22 protein-coding genes are annotated in these 16,176 nt (G+C 46.8%); 19 read left to right on the top strand and 3 right to left on the bottom strand.

Features of this window, described 5'->3' with window-relative positions:
- Positions 1-27 precede the first annotated feature (27 nt).
- A complete protein-coding gene (locus tag C2M29_RS08870; RefSeq protein ID WP_105189446.1) occupies positions 28-915 on the top strand; it encodes an aldo/keto reductase in 888 nt (295 codons plus the stop codon).
- A 76-nt stretch (positions 916-991) separates the two neighbouring features.
- On the opposite strand, the gene C2M29_RS08865 is transcribed toward C2M29_RS08870, so the two are convergent.
- From C2M29_RS08865 to C2M29_RS08855, 3 genes are all read right to left on the bottom strand, one after another.
- A complete protein-coding gene (locus tag C2M29_RS08865; RefSeq protein ID WP_105189445.1) occupies positions 992-1,672 on the bottom strand; it encodes a TorF family putative porin in 681 nt (226 codons plus the stop codon).
- A gap of 726 nt (positions 1,673-2,398) precedes the next feature.
- Positions 2,399-3,064: a hypothetical protein gene (locus tag C2M29_RS08860; protein ID WP_158684692.1), complete on the bottom strand. Its 666-nt coding sequence runs from the start codon at positions 3,062-3,064 to the stop codon at positions 2,399-2,401.
- A gap of 435 nt (positions 3,065-3,499) precedes the next feature.
- Entirely contained in the window at positions 3,500-4,666 is a 1,167-nt protein-coding gene (locus tag C2M29_RS08855) for a hypothetical protein (RefSeq protein ID WP_105189443.1), read from the bottom strand.
- A 285-nt stretch (positions 4,667-4,951) separates the two neighbouring features.
- Between C2M29_RS08855 and C2M29_RS08850 the strand changes: the two genes are divergently transcribed.
- From C2M29_RS08850 to rplQ, 18 genes are all read left to right on the top strand, one after another.
- Complete coding sequence (locus C2M29_RS08850) at positions 4,952-6,895, top strand: AsmA family protein (RefSeq protein WP_105189442.1); 1,944 nt, start codon at positions 4,952-4,954, stop codon at positions 6,893-6,895.
- Positions 6,896-7,225: 330 nt separating this feature from the next.
- Positions 7,226-7,594, top strand: a complete 369-nt coding sequence (gene rplN / locus C2M29_RS08845; protein WP_105189441.1) for a 50S ribosomal protein L14 — start codon at positions 7,226-7,228, stop codon at positions 7,592-7,594.
- 10 nt (positions 7,595-7,604) lie between these two features.
- Positions 7,605-7,919: a 50S ribosomal protein L24 gene (gene rplX / locus C2M29_RS08840; RefSeq protein ID WP_105189440.1), complete on the top strand. Its 315-nt coding sequence runs from the start codon at positions 7,605-7,607 to the stop codon at positions 7,917-7,919.
- A 15-nt stretch (positions 7,920-7,934) separates the two neighbouring features.
- Positions 7,935-8,474 carry a 50S ribosomal protein L5 gene (gene rplE / locus C2M29_RS08835; protein WP_105189439.1) on the top strand — a complete coding sequence of 180 codons (540 nt, stop codon included), beginning with the start codon at positions 7,935-7,937 and terminating at the stop codon, positions 8,472-8,474.
- Positions 8,475-8,484: 10 nt separating this feature from the next.
- Complete coding sequence (gene rpsN / locus C2M29_RS08830; protein ID WP_105189438.1) at positions 8,485-8,790, top strand: 30S ribosomal protein S14; 306 nt, start codon at positions 8,485-8,487, stop codon at positions 8,788-8,790.
- 21 nt (positions 8,791-8,811) lie between these two features.
- The gene (gene rpsH / locus C2M29_RS08825) at positions 8,812-9,204 is read left to right on the top strand and encodes a 30S ribosomal protein S8 (RefSeq protein ID WP_105189437.1); all 393 of its coding nucleotides are present in this window, start codon (positions 8,812-8,814) and stop codon (positions 9,202-9,204) included.
- 12 nt (positions 9,205-9,216) lie between these two features.
- Positions 9,217-9,750 carry a 50S ribosomal protein L6 gene (gene rplF / locus C2M29_RS08820; RefSeq protein WP_105189436.1) on the top strand — a complete coding sequence of 178 codons (534 nt, stop codon included), beginning with the start codon at positions 9,217-9,219 and terminating at the stop codon, positions 9,748-9,750.
- Between the two features lie 9 nt (positions 9,751-9,759).
- The gene (gene rplR / locus C2M29_RS08815; RefSeq protein WP_105189435.1) at positions 9,760-10,113 is read left to right on the top strand and encodes a 50S ribosomal protein L18; all 354 of its coding nucleotides are present in this window, start codon (positions 9,760-9,762) and stop codon (positions 10,111-10,113) included.
- Positions 10,114-10,122: 9 nt separating this feature from the next.
- Positions 10,123-10,629, top strand: coding sequence for a 30S ribosomal protein S5 (rpsE, locus tag C2M29_RS08810; protein WP_105189434.1), 507 nt, complete (start codon positions 10,123-10,125; stop codon positions 10,627-10,629).
- Between the two features lie 6 nt (positions 10,630-10,635).
- The gene (rpmD, locus tag C2M29_RS08805) at positions 10,636-10,815 is read left to right on the top strand and encodes a 50S ribosomal protein L30 (protein WP_105189433.1); all 180 of its coding nucleotides are present in this window, start codon (positions 10,636-10,638) and stop codon (positions 10,813-10,815) included.
- Between the two features lie 5 nt (positions 10,816-10,820).
- On the top strand, positions 10,821-11,255 hold the full coding sequence (rplO, locus tag C2M29_RS08800) for a 50S ribosomal protein L15 (protein ID WP_105189432.1): 435 nt from the start codon (positions 10,821-10,823) through the stop codon (positions 11,253-11,255).
- An 11-nt stretch (positions 11,256-11,266) separates the two neighbouring features.
- Positions 11,267-12,595 carry a preprotein translocase subunit SecY gene (gene secY, locus C2M29_RS08795; RefSeq protein ID WP_105189431.1) on the top strand — a complete coding sequence of 443 codons (1,329 nt, stop codon included), beginning with the start codon at positions 11,267-11,269 and terminating at the stop codon, positions 12,593-12,595.
- A gap of 22 nt (positions 12,596-12,617) precedes the next feature.
- Positions 12,618-12,731, top strand: coding sequence for a 50S ribosomal protein L36 (gene rpmJ / locus C2M29_RS08790; RefSeq protein WP_002959476.1), 114 nt, complete (start codon positions 12,618-12,620; stop codon positions 12,729-12,731).
- 128 nt (positions 12,732-12,859) lie between these two features.
- Positions 12,860-13,216, top strand: coding sequence for a 30S ribosomal protein S13 (rpsM, locus tag C2M29_RS08785; RefSeq protein WP_105189430.1), 357 nt, complete (start codon positions 12,860-12,862; stop codon positions 13,214-13,216).
- Between the two features lie 13 nt (positions 13,217-13,229).
- Entirely contained in the window at positions 13,230-13,616 is a 387-nt protein-coding gene (gene rpsK, locus C2M29_RS08780; protein WP_022943956.1) for a 30S ribosomal protein S11, read from the top strand.
- A 21-nt stretch (positions 13,617-13,637) separates the two neighbouring features.
- Positions 13,638-14,258, top strand: a complete 621-nt coding sequence (gene rpsD, locus C2M29_RS08775; protein ID WP_105189429.1) for a 30S ribosomal protein S4 — start codon at positions 13,638-13,640, stop codon at positions 14,256-14,258.
- A 24-nt stretch (positions 14,259-14,282) separates the two neighbouring features.
- On the top strand, positions 14,283-15,269 hold the full coding sequence (locus tag C2M29_RS08770; RefSeq protein WP_105189428.1) for a DNA-directed RNA polymerase subunit alpha: 987 nt from the start codon (positions 14,283-14,285) through the stop codon (positions 15,267-15,269).
- 40 nt (positions 15,270-15,309) lie between these two features.
- Positions 15,310-15,711, top strand: coding sequence for a 50S ribosomal protein L17 (gene rplQ / locus C2M29_RS08765; protein WP_105189427.1), 402 nt, complete (start codon positions 15,310-15,312; stop codon positions 15,709-15,711).
- The last annotated feature ends 465 nt before the right edge of the window (positions 15,712-16,176 follow it).

Genomic DNA, 16,176 nt, shown 5'->3' with positions numbered 1-16,176 from the left:
TGGCAAAAATTTTCTAGGATGCAAAGTATGACCTCCCGACTCCTCTCTCCCTTGGTAATGGGCTTTTGGCGTATGCTGGATTGGCAGCGCAGCGAGCAGGAAAACCTCTCTTTTTTGCAGCAATGCATCGATTTAGGGATCACAGACACGGATCACGCCGACATTTATGGCCATTACCAGTGTGAAGTCGCCTTCGGCAAGGTGTTGAAATTACAACCGGCCATCAGAGAGCAGCTCAAGATAATTACCAAGTGCGGCATCGTGCTGCAACAGGGTGAAAAAGCGGTTCCGGGACAGGTTAATCATTACAACTCTAGCCGCGAACACATAGTGGCCAGTGCCCAGCAGTCTTTGCGTAATTTCGGTACCGACCGTCTTGATTGTTTATTGATCCATCGTCCAGATTATTTAATGGCTGCCGATGAAGTCGCTGAGGCCTTTACACAACTCAAGCAGCAAGGAGATGTGCTGCACTTTGGTGTGTCTAACTTCACGACCAGTCAGTTTGCCTTGTTACAGTCTCGTCTTGATTTCCCCCTGATCACCAATCAGGTCGAGTTTTCACCCTATAATATGCAGGCCCTGGATGATGGCACCTTGGATCAGTGTCAGCAATTGCGCCAAAACCCGATGCTTTGGTCGCCATTGGCGGGTGGGCGCTTGTTCGCAGAGGATGATGCAAAGGCTCTCAGGCTCCAAGCGTGTTTAGCGACTATTGGTGAGGAAGTGGGGGCGACTAGCCTAGATCAGGTGGTGTATGCCTGGTTGCTTACACATCCTAGTAATCCGGCGGTGGTTTTGGGTACCGGCAATATTGATCGTGTACGAAGTGCGGTGGATGCACAAAAGTTAAGCCTTACCCGAGAACAGTGGTACCGTATCTGGGAAGCCTCGACAGGGCATGCGGTGCCCTAGCTCCTTATGGTGCAGCAAAGATAAAGGGCCTTACGGCCCCGGTTTGCAGCAACAATAAGAGGGTATGACTTTAAGCTTAAAGCTCAAAGTCTAAGCTGTATGAAACATACGCTTTTAAATCATCATCCGCGTCCAGGTCGGTTTGCAGCAGGCCAAAGGTAAAACCCGACTTGCTGATACTGACGCCATAATCTATGTAACTGTCGTCTTCACCGTACCATTCCTCCACGGTATCGCCGCTGGAATGGCCGAAGTGAAGCGCCAGTTCGGTATCTTTTAAAATGGTAAAGCTGGCGTTGAGCTCAAGATAGAGCATGTCTTCTTCGTCGGTGGCATCGCCTTCGGCATTGACCAGGTAACTGGCACCGGCGCTGAACCATTGCCAGCTCACCGATCCATAGATCTCACCAAAACCAATATCTCCCTCGGCATCCGGATAGGCGTAATAGATATAGCCGACATCGTAGCCTATGTCGTCGACCGAACCGGCGAAGCCCGCGTACAAGTCCATTTCATAGCTGGTGCTGGCGGCATCGCCGAAATCGATATTAGACAGCCAGGTGCCGGCATAAAAGCCGGTGTCGGAGGCGTAGTCGATGCCACCGGATACCGCTGCCCCATCATCCGACTGGGTAATACCGCGCCAATAATAGTTAGAGCTGGCGGCGACGTTGGCGGTGACTTCCGCCTGGCTGGCCAGCGGGGTGAGGGACAGTGCCAACAAAGCCAGCACCGGCGCGTATTTCTTTTTATTCATTTTCTCATTCCTGTAGTAACGCTGTGTTGAATACTTAGTTGGCAAGGCGTGTGCCAATAACGGAATATTTTTTAAAAGTTACTATTTTTCAGATGCTTGTTGGTGTTTTGGGCTGTGTTGGCTGGTGGGCGGGGAAGTGCAGATGCACTCAGGTGGTGCATATATTATGCTTTTGCACTCATTTTAACCAATGGTGCTGCATAGAGGTTCTAGTTTGGTTTTGCTGGTGGTATTGGTTGTTAAATTAAGATCTTGTCGCGGTGGGTGAGCGGGTTAAGAAAATAGTCCGGTGAACTATTTTTAGCAAGCGAACGCCTTGAGCCAGCGAAAGGCCGGGGACGGCGTCCAAAGAGGGAGTGATTAATTTGGATGCAAGTAATTCGTGGGTTCCTGTTCGTGACGAAGTTACGGCATACATGCCTCCACCTCCTCGCGTTGCGAAGCGGTGCTTCGGTCACTCGTCGCCCCCGCTTATCGCAGAGCTCTTCGCCTTCAAGCGGCGAGAGTGCAATTATTCACTCTCTTATTTCCGCTTTCAGCCATGCCTCGCTGTCTTAGCCACGCTTCGCAGCAAAAGCCGAGATCGAAAGCGCGAATTTTAACGGGATTAGGCTGATACATCGGTGTTTCAATTTAGGTCAACGCAATCTGTAAGTTCGACTAGAGCGAAAAGTGGACAAAAGAAAAGTCCTACACTTTTTGAGCTTGGTCGGTAAGGGAGGGCATTTAGGAATGAATTGACTCCACCCCCTTTTTCCACTTTTCGTTAAAATTCCGCTTCAACTTTGAGTTAGAATTGTCTTTCGAGCAAAAGTGATTCAAAAAGCCATCGTATTCATCCAGCAATAGCACATCACTAGGGTAAAGATCAGCATAAAATGAGTAGTATTCATATAGCTTGAGGCCATCAACATTTACAGGTAAATCATTGTCTAATCTCAAACCAAAAATAAAAGGTTCTATGCTTACTCCATGCACATAGATAATTTTACAACTGTCATTAATATCAAGAGGCTCTACGTAGGTATTTTTAGAGAACAATTCATCTCGGTCAAAATCAAAAAATGATAAAATATCAAAAGTACCAGATTTATCTCTTACTTCGCCAAAATAACTTTCCAGTTTTACAGAGTTATTGGAAACTGTGTCATCGCTCCTTAATAAGCTTTCAACTTCCGTTAGTTTAACTCGACTATAGCCTGCGTTGAGACCGACTGATTCAAATCTTACGTTTGAAAAAAAGCAATCTAGCAGTTGCGTTGTACCAACTTGCGAATACTTTATTTCATCATACCAACTGCTTGCGCAAAACTCCTGATATGAATCATCAGCGTGTACTTGTGAAAATATAATGGGCAACACAAGTAGCACTTTTAATAATTTTGATATCATTAGTACAATCGTACCTCTAATTATTGAGCCTATATTCAAGCAGATGCCGATATGGCTTTGGGGTTCTGTATTATAGGCGCCCTTGCTAACGCTGTGTAGATACATATTTCTTAAAACTACTTTCGAGCGTCAGCTAATGGCACTTAGCGGCCTATAAGGCATCTCAAAACTAACAGGTATCGATCTCCCGTTTTGATTCGCGCTGGAGAAATCGGCTTTTGTTGTGGAGTGTGCTTGAGACAGCGAGATAGGGATATCGAGCTAGGTTTACCGAGGTAGGACACCTCGTTAAACCATGTTGAAAGCAAAGCGGAACGTTTAACAAAACCCTGAGTTCGTAAGCATAAGCGAATCACGGGCGCCCTAGGAGTCGTTAGAGGAAATGGGCGCGCATTTCCTCTGACTTGAAGTCGCCAACGCGACAATTACTAACTGTTACCCAAAAATAGCCCGCATCAAGCTAATGGTATCCGCCACACTGCGGCCTTTTTCCACTTCACTGATAATAGAATCACGCTTTGCGCGAATATGCTCGGGCATGCCTTCTTCGGCCAGGGCGCGGTCAACCAGCATGGCCGCCGATTCTTTTGAGCGCTTTCTCGCCGTACTATTGGCGCTGGCCGGACTCGCCTTAGGCTTGTGTAACAGCTTAAAGTAGTTGGATTGCTCCATGGCGTTTTTATCGAAGTAGTAGAACAGACACGGAAGCAGGGCCTTAATATCGGCCAGGCGCTGTTCCTGCTCGTTGTCTCCGTGCGCCATGGCGAACCAGGGCTGGCGGGCCAGGGTGCAAACGATATCTTGCCAGTAGCGTTCGAAGTCACGGTTATTCAACCTAGCCACATTGAGTGCTGCGCACAGGATATCGCTTTTGCTATTGGTGATTGGCGTGAACACATCGGGGCGGCGCATCGCCAATAGGCGGGTGGCCGGTGCCAGGGTCGGCTTGTCATCGCTGCCGCTAAAGAGTTGCAGATAAGCAAGCACAAAGGCCTGGTAATGCTCAAGGCTGACTTCGTCGGTAAGCGGGATATGCGCCAGGGCTGCCTCGACCGCCTGCGGTTGATCATCAAGAATTTGCGCAAAGGCCTTGTTGTTTTTGATGCCGGCGAAGAACTCCACATCAAAGCGATAAACCGCAGGGTCATGAGCGGCGGTGTGTTTGCCGACAAAGGCAAGACGATCTTCCTTACTCATTTCCTGTAACGGCGTCTCTTTAATGCTGGCGATATGCTCGGCTAAACTCAGGTGCTCATCTAACAGTACGCGCTCCTGATGCTGCTCCAGATACGCGCAGATCACCGGCCAAGGGGCGATGCGCAGGGTCTTTAGCTGTAAAAAGCTAATCGCATCCTTTAGCTGGGCTTGTAGTTTTTTGACCGTGGGCAGTTGCGTTGGCTCAAGTAAATCAAAGTTTAGGCGCTCGGTGGCCACTTCTAGCAGCTCGTAGGCCCAGCCGAGAAAGTCTTCAGGGTGGTTCTCTACTTTTACCGCCATCAGGTTAAGGCTAATGTCGGCCGCCTGTTTGAGGATATTCTGATAAATCTGACTTTCTTGTTCTGCCAGCGCCATTTTTGATGGCGAGATAAGCAACTTCTTCATGCTAGGTACTACAGCTCCGCTTGATACATTACAGCCCGTCAATAACGGGGCTGTGCATCATACTGAGATTGAGTTTTGTTGCAATATTGACATTTGTGTAATTAACGCCCAGCACCTAAGGGCTGAGGTACAGGGAGTAAGCAAACGGCGTATTGCTTGTTGATTAGCGGTGCAACTATCATCATATATTCATCCATCTTGACTACAATTACACTTTTATAGCCAATAGGTTATGCTAAAAGGCGATAAACCAAATAGTGTTTTCTAAAAAGGACGAGGTTAAGCATGAAAACCCTTGCCAAGGTATTAGGTATTATTATTGTTGTGATCATCGGCTTGTTGATCGCAATTCCATTTTTTATCCCCGTCGATGCCATTTTCACTAAGGTGTCCGAAGAGGTGGAGAAAACCACCGGCCGTACTCTGACCATAGCCGGCGATAAAGACTTAGCGATATTCCCGTCGTTACGTCTGGAGCTTAATGATGTCAGCTTCAGCAATATGGCCGACGGCTCGCGCGCCAATATGGCGACCATGAAGCAGCTTGATATCCACATCCCATGGAGTTCGTTGTTCTCCGGTGAGGTGAAGCTGGATAAGTTTGTTATTCGCGAGCCGGATGTGTTGCTGGAGACCAATGCACAAGGCAAGGGCAACTGGCAGTTGTTCGACAAGGTGGCCGAGCAGCAACCGCAGCAAACCCAGTCTGGGCAAATAAGCCTTCCCGAAAGTTTCGATGTCGAACTTGGTGAAGTGGCCATTTATGGCGGTCAATTTACCTACCTTGATGGCCAAACCGGTGCCAAGCAGCAAATCTCTGATTTGGAGTTGGCGGTGTTGTTGGAATCACTGCGTAAACCACTTGAGCTTAAAGGGGGTGTGACCTATATGGCGCAACGCTTTAACCTGGATCTGGTGGTCGATAACCCCATTAAAGCCATTGAAGGGCGCTCATTTGCGGTGACCAAATCGGTTGATTCTGAACTGGTAAACCTTGAATTCAAGGGGCAAATAGCTGAGCAGGGCCAAAGCATCACGGGGACTCTGCACCTTGATGGCGACTCTGTAAAAGACATTGCCAAGTGGCAGGGCGTTGAGCTAAACGCCAAGGATAATGCCTTTAATGCATTTAGCGTCGATGGCGCCATGCAGTTGCAAGGACAATCTTTCACCATTAACAAACTTGTGGCCAAGCTGGATGAGCTAGCCATCGAAGGTATGAGTACCATCAACCTGGGTGAGCGTTTGGCGATTAATGCCAATGTGGATCTGGGCATGTTGGACCTAAACCCGTATCTACCTGAACCAACTGAAGCAGCAGCAACGCCGGCAGAAAAACCGGCCGAGGAAGCCAAGGCCGAGCCCATTGTTTGGGATGATACCAAGATGGACCTATCGGCATTAAACAGTCTGGATGCAAATGTGGTGGTACGCTCAAGTGGTTTAAAGGCGCGCGACATCACTCTGGGTGAAAACCAGTTCACACTGAAACTGCAAAATGCCGTGGCAAATTTAAGCCTGGATAAGTTCGTGGCCTACGAAGGTCAGGGTAAGGGCACTGTAATGCTCAATGCCAAGCAGGTGCCGTATCAGATCAATACCAACTTTAGTCTGGCCGGCATTGATGCTGAGCCTTTGCTTACCGATGCGGCCAAGTTCGATAAGCTGATGGGTAAGGGCTCCCTTGATTGGCAGTTGAGCACACGCGGGCAAAGTCAAAAAGACTTTGTGAATGCCTTAGCCGGTACACTGAGCTTTAACTTTGCCGATGGTGCGGTTAAAGGTGCTAACGTGGCCGAACTGGTGCGTAAAGCCAAGGAACTGATCAAGGGTAACACCGCGGCACTGGCCGATGGTTTAAATACCGGCTACGATGAGTCGCAAAAAACCGACTTTACCGCCCTAACGGGTAGTATGACGTTTACCAAGGGCGTAGGGACTAACTCAGATCTGTCTTTGCAGAGCCCGCTTATTCGCATCAGTGGTGAAGGCGAGGTGGACTTACCGGCGACTAAGGTGAATTATCGTCTGGTTACCGGCATTGTTGATTCCATCGAAGGCCAGGGCACCACGGATGAGAGCACTGGCTTTAAAATCCCAATGCGCATCAAGGGTCCTTTCCATGATGTGGGTATTAGCCTAGATGTGGCTGATGCGGCCAAAGAAGAAGCCAAAGAAAAAGTTAAAGACAAGGTAAAAGATAAACTCAAAGGCTTGTTTGGTGGTTAATTGACCCCATATCGATATTCAGCAACAGGGCGCTTTAAGCGCCCTGTTTGTTTTGTAACCAGTTGAACATTGGTGCAATTCAATGACAGCAAGGATAAAGGGGTCGACATCGAGGCGTTTGCCGTAGGCAAATAGGCGTGTAGATACAGCCCCTTGGCCGGGAAATTAATTAAAAATTAGCCTACCTTTTGTGCGTCATTACTGATACAATTGCCCGCCCTCAGACGTCATGTGACCTAAAAATTGCCTGATATTTGAGCGGAAACGATATTTAATGCCTTAATTTTTAAAGAAATTTAGGCTGTTTGTAACTACACCGGAGCATCTAAAATGATCCAAATGCAAACTCAGCTGGACGTTGCTGATAACAGCGGCGCTCGCAAAGTGCAGTGTATTAAAGTCCTTGGCGGTTCACACCGTCGTTACGCATCGGTTGGTGACATCATTAAGGTTTCTGTTAAAGAAGCTATTCCTCGCGGTAAAGTGAAGAAAGGTGATGTTAAAAACGCAGTAGTTGTGCGTACCAAAAAAGGCGTTCGTCGTCCAGACGGTTCTTTGATCCGTTTCGATAGCAATGCTGCAGTTATCCTTAACGATAACCTTCAGCCAATCGGAACTCGTATCTTCGGCCCTGTGACTCGTGAACTTCGTACTGAAAAGTTCATGAAGATCGTTTCACTAGCACCAGAAGTACTATAAGGAGTCGATCATGGCAGCAAAAATCCGTCGTGATGACGAAGTAATCGTACTAGCCGGTAAAGACAAAGGTAAGCGCGGTAAAGTGCTTTCAGTTGTAACTGAAACTGGTCGAGTATTTGTTGAAGGCGTAAACCTTATCAAGAAGCACCAAAAGCCGGTTCCTCAGTTGAACCAAGCTGGCGGTATTGTTGAGAAAGAAGCGTCTATCGACGTATCAAACGTTGCGATCTACAACTCGGAAACGGGTAAAGCAGATCGTGTGGGTTTCAAGTTTGAAGATGGCAAGAAAGTGCGTATCTTCAAATCTACTGGTAAAACTATTTAATAGTTGGAGTAGACGATGGCGAAACTGCATGAAGTATACAAAGACAAAGTAGTAGCAGAACTTCAACAGAAGTTTGGTTACAGCTCTGTCATGCAAGTCCCTCAGATCGAAAAGATCACATTAAACATGGGTGTGGGCGAAGCCCTAGCTGACAAGAAAATTCTAGAAAACGCTGTTGCGGACCTAGAAGCAATCTCTGGTCAGAAGCCTCTAATCACTAAAGCTCGCAAGTCAGTTGCAGGCTTTAAGATTCGTGAAGGTTACCCAATTGGTTGTAAAGTAACCCTACGTGGCGAGCGTATGTGGGACTTTTTTGAGCGTTTGGTTTCAATCGCTATCCCGCGTATTCGCGATTTCCGTGGTGTAAGCGCTAAGTCTTTTGACGGTCGCGGTAACTACAGCATGGGCGTACGTGAGCAAATCATCTTCCCAGAAATTGATTACGATAAAGTAGATCGCGTTCGCGGTCTTGATATCACTATCACTACTTCTGCGAAAACGAATGATGAAGGCCGTGCGTTGTTAGAAGCGTTTAACTTCCCATTCAAGAAATAAGGGTAGGGTTATGGCAAAGAATTCAATGAAAGCGCGCGAAGCAAAGCGCACTAAGTTAGTAGCACAGTACGCTGAAAAGCGTGCAGCTCTTAAAGCTATCATCAGCGATGTTAATTCATCAGATGAAGAGCGTTGGGACGCGGTTCTGAAACTTCAGAGTCTACCGCGTGATTCTAGCCCTGCACGTCAACGTAATCGTTGTAACATCACGGGCCGCCCACATGGTTACCTTCGTAAGTTCGGCCTAAGCCGTATCAAATTACGCGAAGCTGCTATGCGCGGTGAAGTTCCTGGCCTTAAAAAGGCTAGTTGGTAATAGAATCACGGGAGTAAGACAATGAGCTTGCAAGATCCTATTGCGGATTTGTTCACACGTATCCGTAACGGCCAGACTGCGAAGAAGGTTTCTGTTTCAATGCCATCTTCAAAGCTGAAAGTAGCAGTTGCTAAAGTGCTAACTGACGAAGGTTATGTATCTGGTTACTCTGTAACTGAAGGTGCTAAGCCTGAACTTGCTATCGAACTTAAGTACTTCGAAGGCAAAGCTGTAATCGAAAACATCCAGCGTGTTAGTCGCCCAGGTCTACGCATCTATAAGAAGCGTGATGAATTACCTAAGGTAATGGGTGGTCTAGGTATCGCTATCGTATCAACTTCTAAAGGCCTAATGACTGACCGTGCCGCACGTAGTGCTGGCGTTGGCGGTGAAATCATTGGCTTTGTAGCGTAATCGGAGGGGACTATGTCGCGTATAGCAAAGGCACCTATTAATGTTCCAGCCGGTGTAGAAATCACGCTAAAAGGCCAGGACATCACAGTTAAAGGTAAGAACGGTGAACTTAGCCGTACGATCCACGAGGCTGTTGAAGTTTCATTCGAAGACAATGTAATCACTACTAACCCAGTTGAAGGCGTTGCTAACGCTTGGGCTCAAGCTGGTACTGCGCGTGCGCTTATCAACAACATGATTGTTGGTGCGAACGACGGTTACGAGAAAAAGCTACAACTAGTAGGTGTTGGTTACCGTGCTGCGGTGAAGGGTAAAGTACTAGATCTAACTCTAGGCTTCTCACACCCAGTAAACTTCGAGATCCCAGAGGGCATCACTATTGAAGCTCCTAGTCAAACTGAGATCGTTGTTAAGGGCGCAGACAAGCAGCTAGTTGGTCAAACTGCTGCGAACATTCGTGCATTCCGTGAGCCAGAGCCTTATAAAGGTAAAGGTGTTCGTTATGCTGACGAATACGTGCGTCGTAAAGAGGCTAAGAAGAAGTAAGGTAAGACGATGGATAAGAAAACAGCTCGTCTACGTCGTGCTAAGCGCACCCGTAGAAATTTTATTGAACAGGGCAAAACTCGCCTTGTTATCCACCGCACGCCACGTCACATTTACGCTCAGGTAATTAGCGCTGAGGGTACTGTACTGGCTGCTGCTTCTACTGTTGAAAAAGCAATTGCTGAAACAGTTAAAGGCACAGGCAACATCGAAGCTGCGCAAGCAGTGGGTAAAGCAGTTGCTGAACGTGCGGCTGAAAAAGGCGTTAGCGCAAGCATCGCTTTTGACCGCAGTGGCTTTAAATATCACGGCCGTGTGAAGGCGCTAGCTGATGCTGCGCGTGAAGCCGGTTTGCAATTCTAGGAGTAGACAATGGCTAACGTAGAAGCAAAGCAACAACAGCCTGATTTGGCTGAAAAGCTAATCGCGGTAAACCGTGTGTCTAAAGTGGTTAAAGGTGGTCGTATCTTTAGCTTCACTGCACTAACAGTAGTTGGTGACGGCGCAGGTAAAGTAGGTTTTGGTTATGGTAAAGCACGTGAAGTTCCTGCTGCTATTCAAAAAGCAATGGAAAAAGCACGTCGCAACATGATCAACGTAGACCTTAAAGGTAATACACTTCAGCACCCTATCAAGGGTCGTCACGCTGGTTCTAAAGTGTACATGCAGCCTGCATCTGAAGGTACAGGTATCATCGCCGGTGGTGCGATGCGTGCAGTACTAGAAGTAGCTGGTGTACAGAACGTATTATCAAAGGCTTACGGTTCGACTAACCCGATCAACGTTGTACGCGCAACAATCGCTGCTCTAGAGAACATGAAGTCTCCAGAAGCAGTTGCTGCGAAACGTGGTCTTAGCGTTGATGAGATTTTGGGGTAAGACACCATGGCAAACACAGTAAAAGTAACTCAAGTACGTAGCTCTATCGGTCGTTTACCGAAGCATAAAGCTACATTACGTGGCCTTGGTTTACGTCGCATCAACCACACTGTAGAGCTAGAAGATACGCCTTCAGTACGTGGTATGATCAACCAAGTTTCTTACATGGTTAAGGTTGAGGGGTAATTCGAATGAATTTGAATACACTTTCTCCTGCTGCGGGTTCTAAAACACCTAAGAAACGTCTTGGTCGTGGTATTGGTTCTGGTCTAGGTAAAACTGGTGGCCGTGGTCACAAAGGTCAGAAATCACGTTCAGGCGGTAAAGTACGCGTTGGTTTTGAAGGCGGTCAAATGCCTATGCAACGTCGTCTACCTAAGTTTGGTTTCACTTCACGTAAGTCGCTTGCGTCTACTGAAGTAAATCTATTCGAAATCGCTAAAGTTGAAGGCGATGTGGTAGATCTAAACGCGTTACAAGCAGCTGGTCTGGTTAAGAAGAACATCCAGTTCGTTAAAGTAGTTAAATCTGGCGAAGTTTCTCGCGCGGTTACCGTTAAAGGTCTTAAAGTGACCAAAGGTGCTCGCGAAGCGATCGAAGCTGCCGGAGGCAAGGTAGAAGAGTAAGGAAGTACTTTATGGCTAAACCAGGTCAAAATATGCAAAGTGCACAAAGTGGGCTTGCGGAGTTGAAGCGCCGTTTACTATTTGTTCTCGGAGCTATCATCATTTACCGTCTAGGTTCATTCGTGCCGATCCCTGGGATTGACGCCGCTGTACTTGCCGAATTCTTCGAGCAACAAAAGGGCACCATTGTTGAAATGTTCAACATGTTCAGCGGTGGTGCGCTTGAGCGTGCTTCAGTGCTTGCACTGGGTATTATGCCGTACATCTCGGCCTCGATTATCATGCAACTATTAACGCACATACATCCTGCGATGATAGAGCTGAAAAAAGAGGGTGAGGCTGGGCGTAAGAAAATTAGCCAGTACACGCGTTATGGTACGCTCGTGCTTGCTACATTCCAATCTATCGGTATTGCCACCGGCTTACCGAACATGATGGAAGGGTTAGTTGTTAACCCAGGCTTTGGTTTCTATTTCACCGCTGTGGTGAGCTTAGTAACCGGCTGTATGTTCCTCATGTGGTTGGGCGAACAAATTACAGAACGTGGTATCGGTAACGGTATCTCTGTGCTGATTTTTGTTGGTATCGTAGCTAACCTGCCGTCTGCTATTGGTTCGACAGCCGAAATGGCGCGCCAAGGTGAATTGAACATTTTGGTACTGGTATTGATTGCGGTAATCGTCTTTGCCGTTACTTACTTGGTGGTATTCTTCGAACGTGGACAACGTCGTATCGTTGTTAACTACGCGAAGCGCCAACAAGGTCGTCAGGTGTACGCTGCACAAAGCACGCACTTGCCGTTAAAAGTGAACATGGCTGGGGTTATTCCACCAATCTTTGCTAGTAGTATCATTCTGTTCCCTGGTACAATTGCAAGCTGGTTCGGCCAGGGTGAAGGTCCTGTAGCTGACGTGTTACAAGCTATCTCAACAGCGTTGACCCCAGGTCAGCCTCTGTATGCGATGGTCTTGGCAGCGGCTATTATCTTTTTCTGCTTTTTCTATACTGCGTTGGTGTTCAACCCGCGTGAAACTGCAGATAACCTGAAAAAGTCTGGTGCATTTATTCCAGGTATTCGTCCAGGTGAGCAGACATCGAAATACATTGATAAAGTAATGACACGCCTGACATTGGCAGGTGCCTTGTATATTACCTTTATCTGTCTGGTGCCCGAGTTTATGACCATGGCATGGCAAACGCCATTCTACTTCGGCGGTACATCAATTTTGATTATCGTTGTTGTGATCATGGACTTTATGGCACAAGTACAGACCCATCTGATGTCACATCAGTATGATTCTGTGCTGAAAAAAGCAAACCTTAAAGGCTACGGCCGCTAAGGTTGGTTTACGGAGTTGAGTAATGAAAGTACGTGCTTCCGTTAAGAAAATCTGCCGTAACTGCAAAGTAATCAAGCGTGCTGGTGTAGTACGTGTGATCTGCAGTGAGCCTAAGCACAAGCAAAGGCAAGGCTAATTAAACAGTCATGCAGGCTGAGTATCCTACTCGGCCTGTGTTTTTCATATTGGTTTGGTTATCGCTTGAGTATCCTTACGGGCTTTTCAAGAAGATGATTACCAAACTTTAAAATAGGAGATGTGTTAGTGGCCCGTATAGCTGGCATTAACGTTCCTGATCATAAACATGCGGTTATTGGTTTAACTTCAATTTATGGTGTAGGTAAAACTCGCGCTAAGGCGATCTTAGCTGCGACTGGTATCGCCGAGACCACAAAAATCGGTGAACTTTCTGACGAAACACTTGACGTACTTCGTGAAGAAGTTGGCAAGTACACTGTAGAAGGTGATCTTCGTCGTGAAGTTACTTTGAACATCAAGCGTCTTATGGACCTTGGTTGCTTCCGTGGCTTACGTCACCGTCGTTCGCTACCACTACGTGGTCAGCGTACTAAGACTAACGCGCGTACTCGTAAGGGTCCTCGCAAGCCTATCAAGAAATAAGGTGGGGTAAGTTATGGCTAAAGCACCAATTCGTCGTAAGAAGGTAAAAAAACAAGTTGCTGATGGTATGGCTCACGTTCATGCTTCTTTCAACAACACTATTGTTACTATTACAGACCGTCAAGGTAATGCACTTTCATGGGCAACTGCCGGTGGTTCAGGTTTCCGTGGTTCACGTAAATCTACGCCATTCGCTGCTCAGGTAGCTGCAGAGCGCGCAGGTACTGCTGCTCAAGAATACGGTTTAAAGAACCTAGAAGTTTTCATTAAAGGTCCAGGTCCAGGCCGTGAGTCTGCTGTACGTGCATTGAACGCTGCTGGTTTCCGTATCACCAACATCACTGACGTGACGCCAATCCCTCATAATGGTTGTCGTCCACCGAAGAAACGTCGCGTATAACAATAGGTTAGGAGAAAGAACATGGCAAGATATTTGGGCCCTAAGCTCAAGCTAAGTCGTCGTGAAGGTACTGACCTGTTCCTTAAGAGCGGCGTACGAGCTATCGACTCTAAGTGTAAACTAGAGACCGCACCAGGTCAGCACGGCGCCCGTAAGGGTCGTCTATCTGACTACGGTCTACAGCTACGTGAAAAGCAAAAAGTTCGTCGTATGTACGGCATCCTTGAAAAGCAATTCCGTAACTACTACAAAGAAGCTGCTCGCCTTAAAGGCAACACAGGTGAAAACCTACTTCAGCTTCTAGAGCAACGTCTAGACAATGTTGTATATCGCATGGGTTTTGCAAGCACACGTGCTGAAGCGCGTCAGCTAGTAAGCCACAAAGCGATTATGGTTAATGGTCGTGTTGTTAACATTCCTTCTTTCAACGTTACTCCTGAAGATCAGGTAGAAATCCGTGAGAAGTCGAAGAAACAAGCGCGTATCGTAGCAGCTCTAGAATTGGCTGAGCAACGTGAAAAGCCAACTTGGGTTGAAGTTGACGGTAAGAAAATGGAAGGTACTTTCAAGCGCCTACCTGAGCGTTCTGATCTGTCTGCGGACATTAACGAACAACTAATCGTCGAACTTTACTCGAAGTAAAGTTAAGAGTTAAGAGAGGATAAAATGCAGGGTTCTGTAACCGAATTCCTAAAACCAAGGTTAGTCGATATCGACGCTATCAACCCGACTCGTTCAAAAGTGGTTCTTGAGCCGCTTGAGCGTGGTTTTGGTCACACTCTAGGAAACGCACTACGTCGTATTCTGTTGTCATCTATGCCTGGATGTGCAGTTACCGAGGTAGAAATTGATGGCGTTTTACATGAGTACAGCGCGAAAGAAGGCGTACAAGAAGACATCATTGAAATCCTGCTAAACCTGAAAGGGTTGGCGGTAAATATCGAAGGCAAAGATGAAGTTTTTCTGACCCTGACTAAATCTGGTGTAGGCCCTGTGACTGCGGCAGATATTCAGCACGATGGCGACGTAACAATCGCTAACCCTGATCACGTAATTTGTCACCTAACGACAAATAACAGCGAGATCAGCATGCGTATTCGTGTTGAGCGTGGTCGTGGTTATGTACCAGCGTCTAGCCGCGTATCCTCTGAAGACGATGAGCGTCCAATCGGCCGTCTGTTGCTAGATGCATCATTCAGTCCGGTTGAGCGTATTGCGTACTCGGTTGAATCAGCACGTGTTGAACAACGTACTGACTTAGACAAGCTAATCATTGATATGGAAACGAACGGCACTTTAGATCCTGAAGAAGCGATCCGCCGTGCGTCGACTATTCTTGCTGAGCAACTAGAAGCATTCGTAGACTTACGTGATGTTTCTGAGCCAGAAGAGAAAGAAGAGAAGCCAGAATTCGATCCTATTCTGCTTCGTCCAGTTGATGATCTTGAACTAACAGTTCGTTCAGCAAACTGCTTGAAAGCCGAGCAAATTCAATATATCGGTGATTTAGTACAGCGTACCGAAGTTGAGCTTCTTAAGACACCTAACCTAGGTAAGAAGTCTCTAACTGAGATCAAAGACGTGCTTGCATCACGTGGTCTTTCTCTGGGCATGCGCCTAGAAAACTGGCCGCCAGCAAGCCTAGCTGAGTAATCTAGATCACTATATTTAGTTTAGTTAGAAGGATAGGGTCATGCGCCATCGTAAGAGTGGTCGTCAATTAAACCGTAACAGCAGCCATCGCAAAGCGATGTTCAGCAATATGGCTGGTTCTTTGGTGAAGCACGAAATCATCAAAACAACATTGCCTAAAGCGAAAGAGCTGCGCCGTGTAATTGAACCTTTAATCACACTGGCTAAGACTGATAGCGTAGCAAACCGTCGTTTAGCGTTTGCTCGCACGCGTGATAAAGAAGTTGTTGGTAAGTTGTTCAGCGAGATCGGTCCTCGCTACGAAAGCCGTCCTGGTGGCTACACTCGTATTTTGAAGTGTGGTTTCCGTGCTGGCGACAACGCACCAATGGCTTACATTGAACTAGTAGATCGCCCAGTTGCGACTGAAGAAGTTCAAGAAGACGTGCAGTCTGCAGAGTAAGTCTTAAAAAGACATAAAAAGCCGAGCTTATGCTCGGCTTTTTCTTTATATGAACTAAATTAAAGTTTTAACTCTTCTATATATAGCTATTCAGCTAAACCTTTCTCTATATAAAACAAGCCAAATGTAAAAAAATAGATCCAAATTAGATCTTTAACCGTTAAATATGGCGCTTTTAGCCTTATTTTTGTTCAAACGATATATTTTTCGCAATTTTCTTTAAAAAAGGGCTTGCGTCGAAATCGAATCTCACTATAATGCGACCCCACTGAGACGGCAGGCAGCAACGCATAGCGAGGCGCTAGCGACTCAGAGAGTCAAGTAAAACTGAGTTTTAAGAAACTTTAAACTTTCTCAAAATTAAGTGTTGACAAAAAATCAGGGTTGAGTAGAATGCACAGCCCTCGAGACGCGAAAGCAACTCGAAACGTTCTTTAAAAATATGAAGCAATCATCTTTGTGGGC

Origin of the sequence: Pseudoalteromonas sp. T1lg48 (assembly GCF_002964785.1) — a bacterium.
GTDB lineage: Bacteria > Pseudomonadota > Gammaproteobacteria > Enterobacterales > Alteromonadaceae > Pseudoalteromonas.
This window is presented reverse-complemented; position numbering and strand designations above follow the sequence as displayed.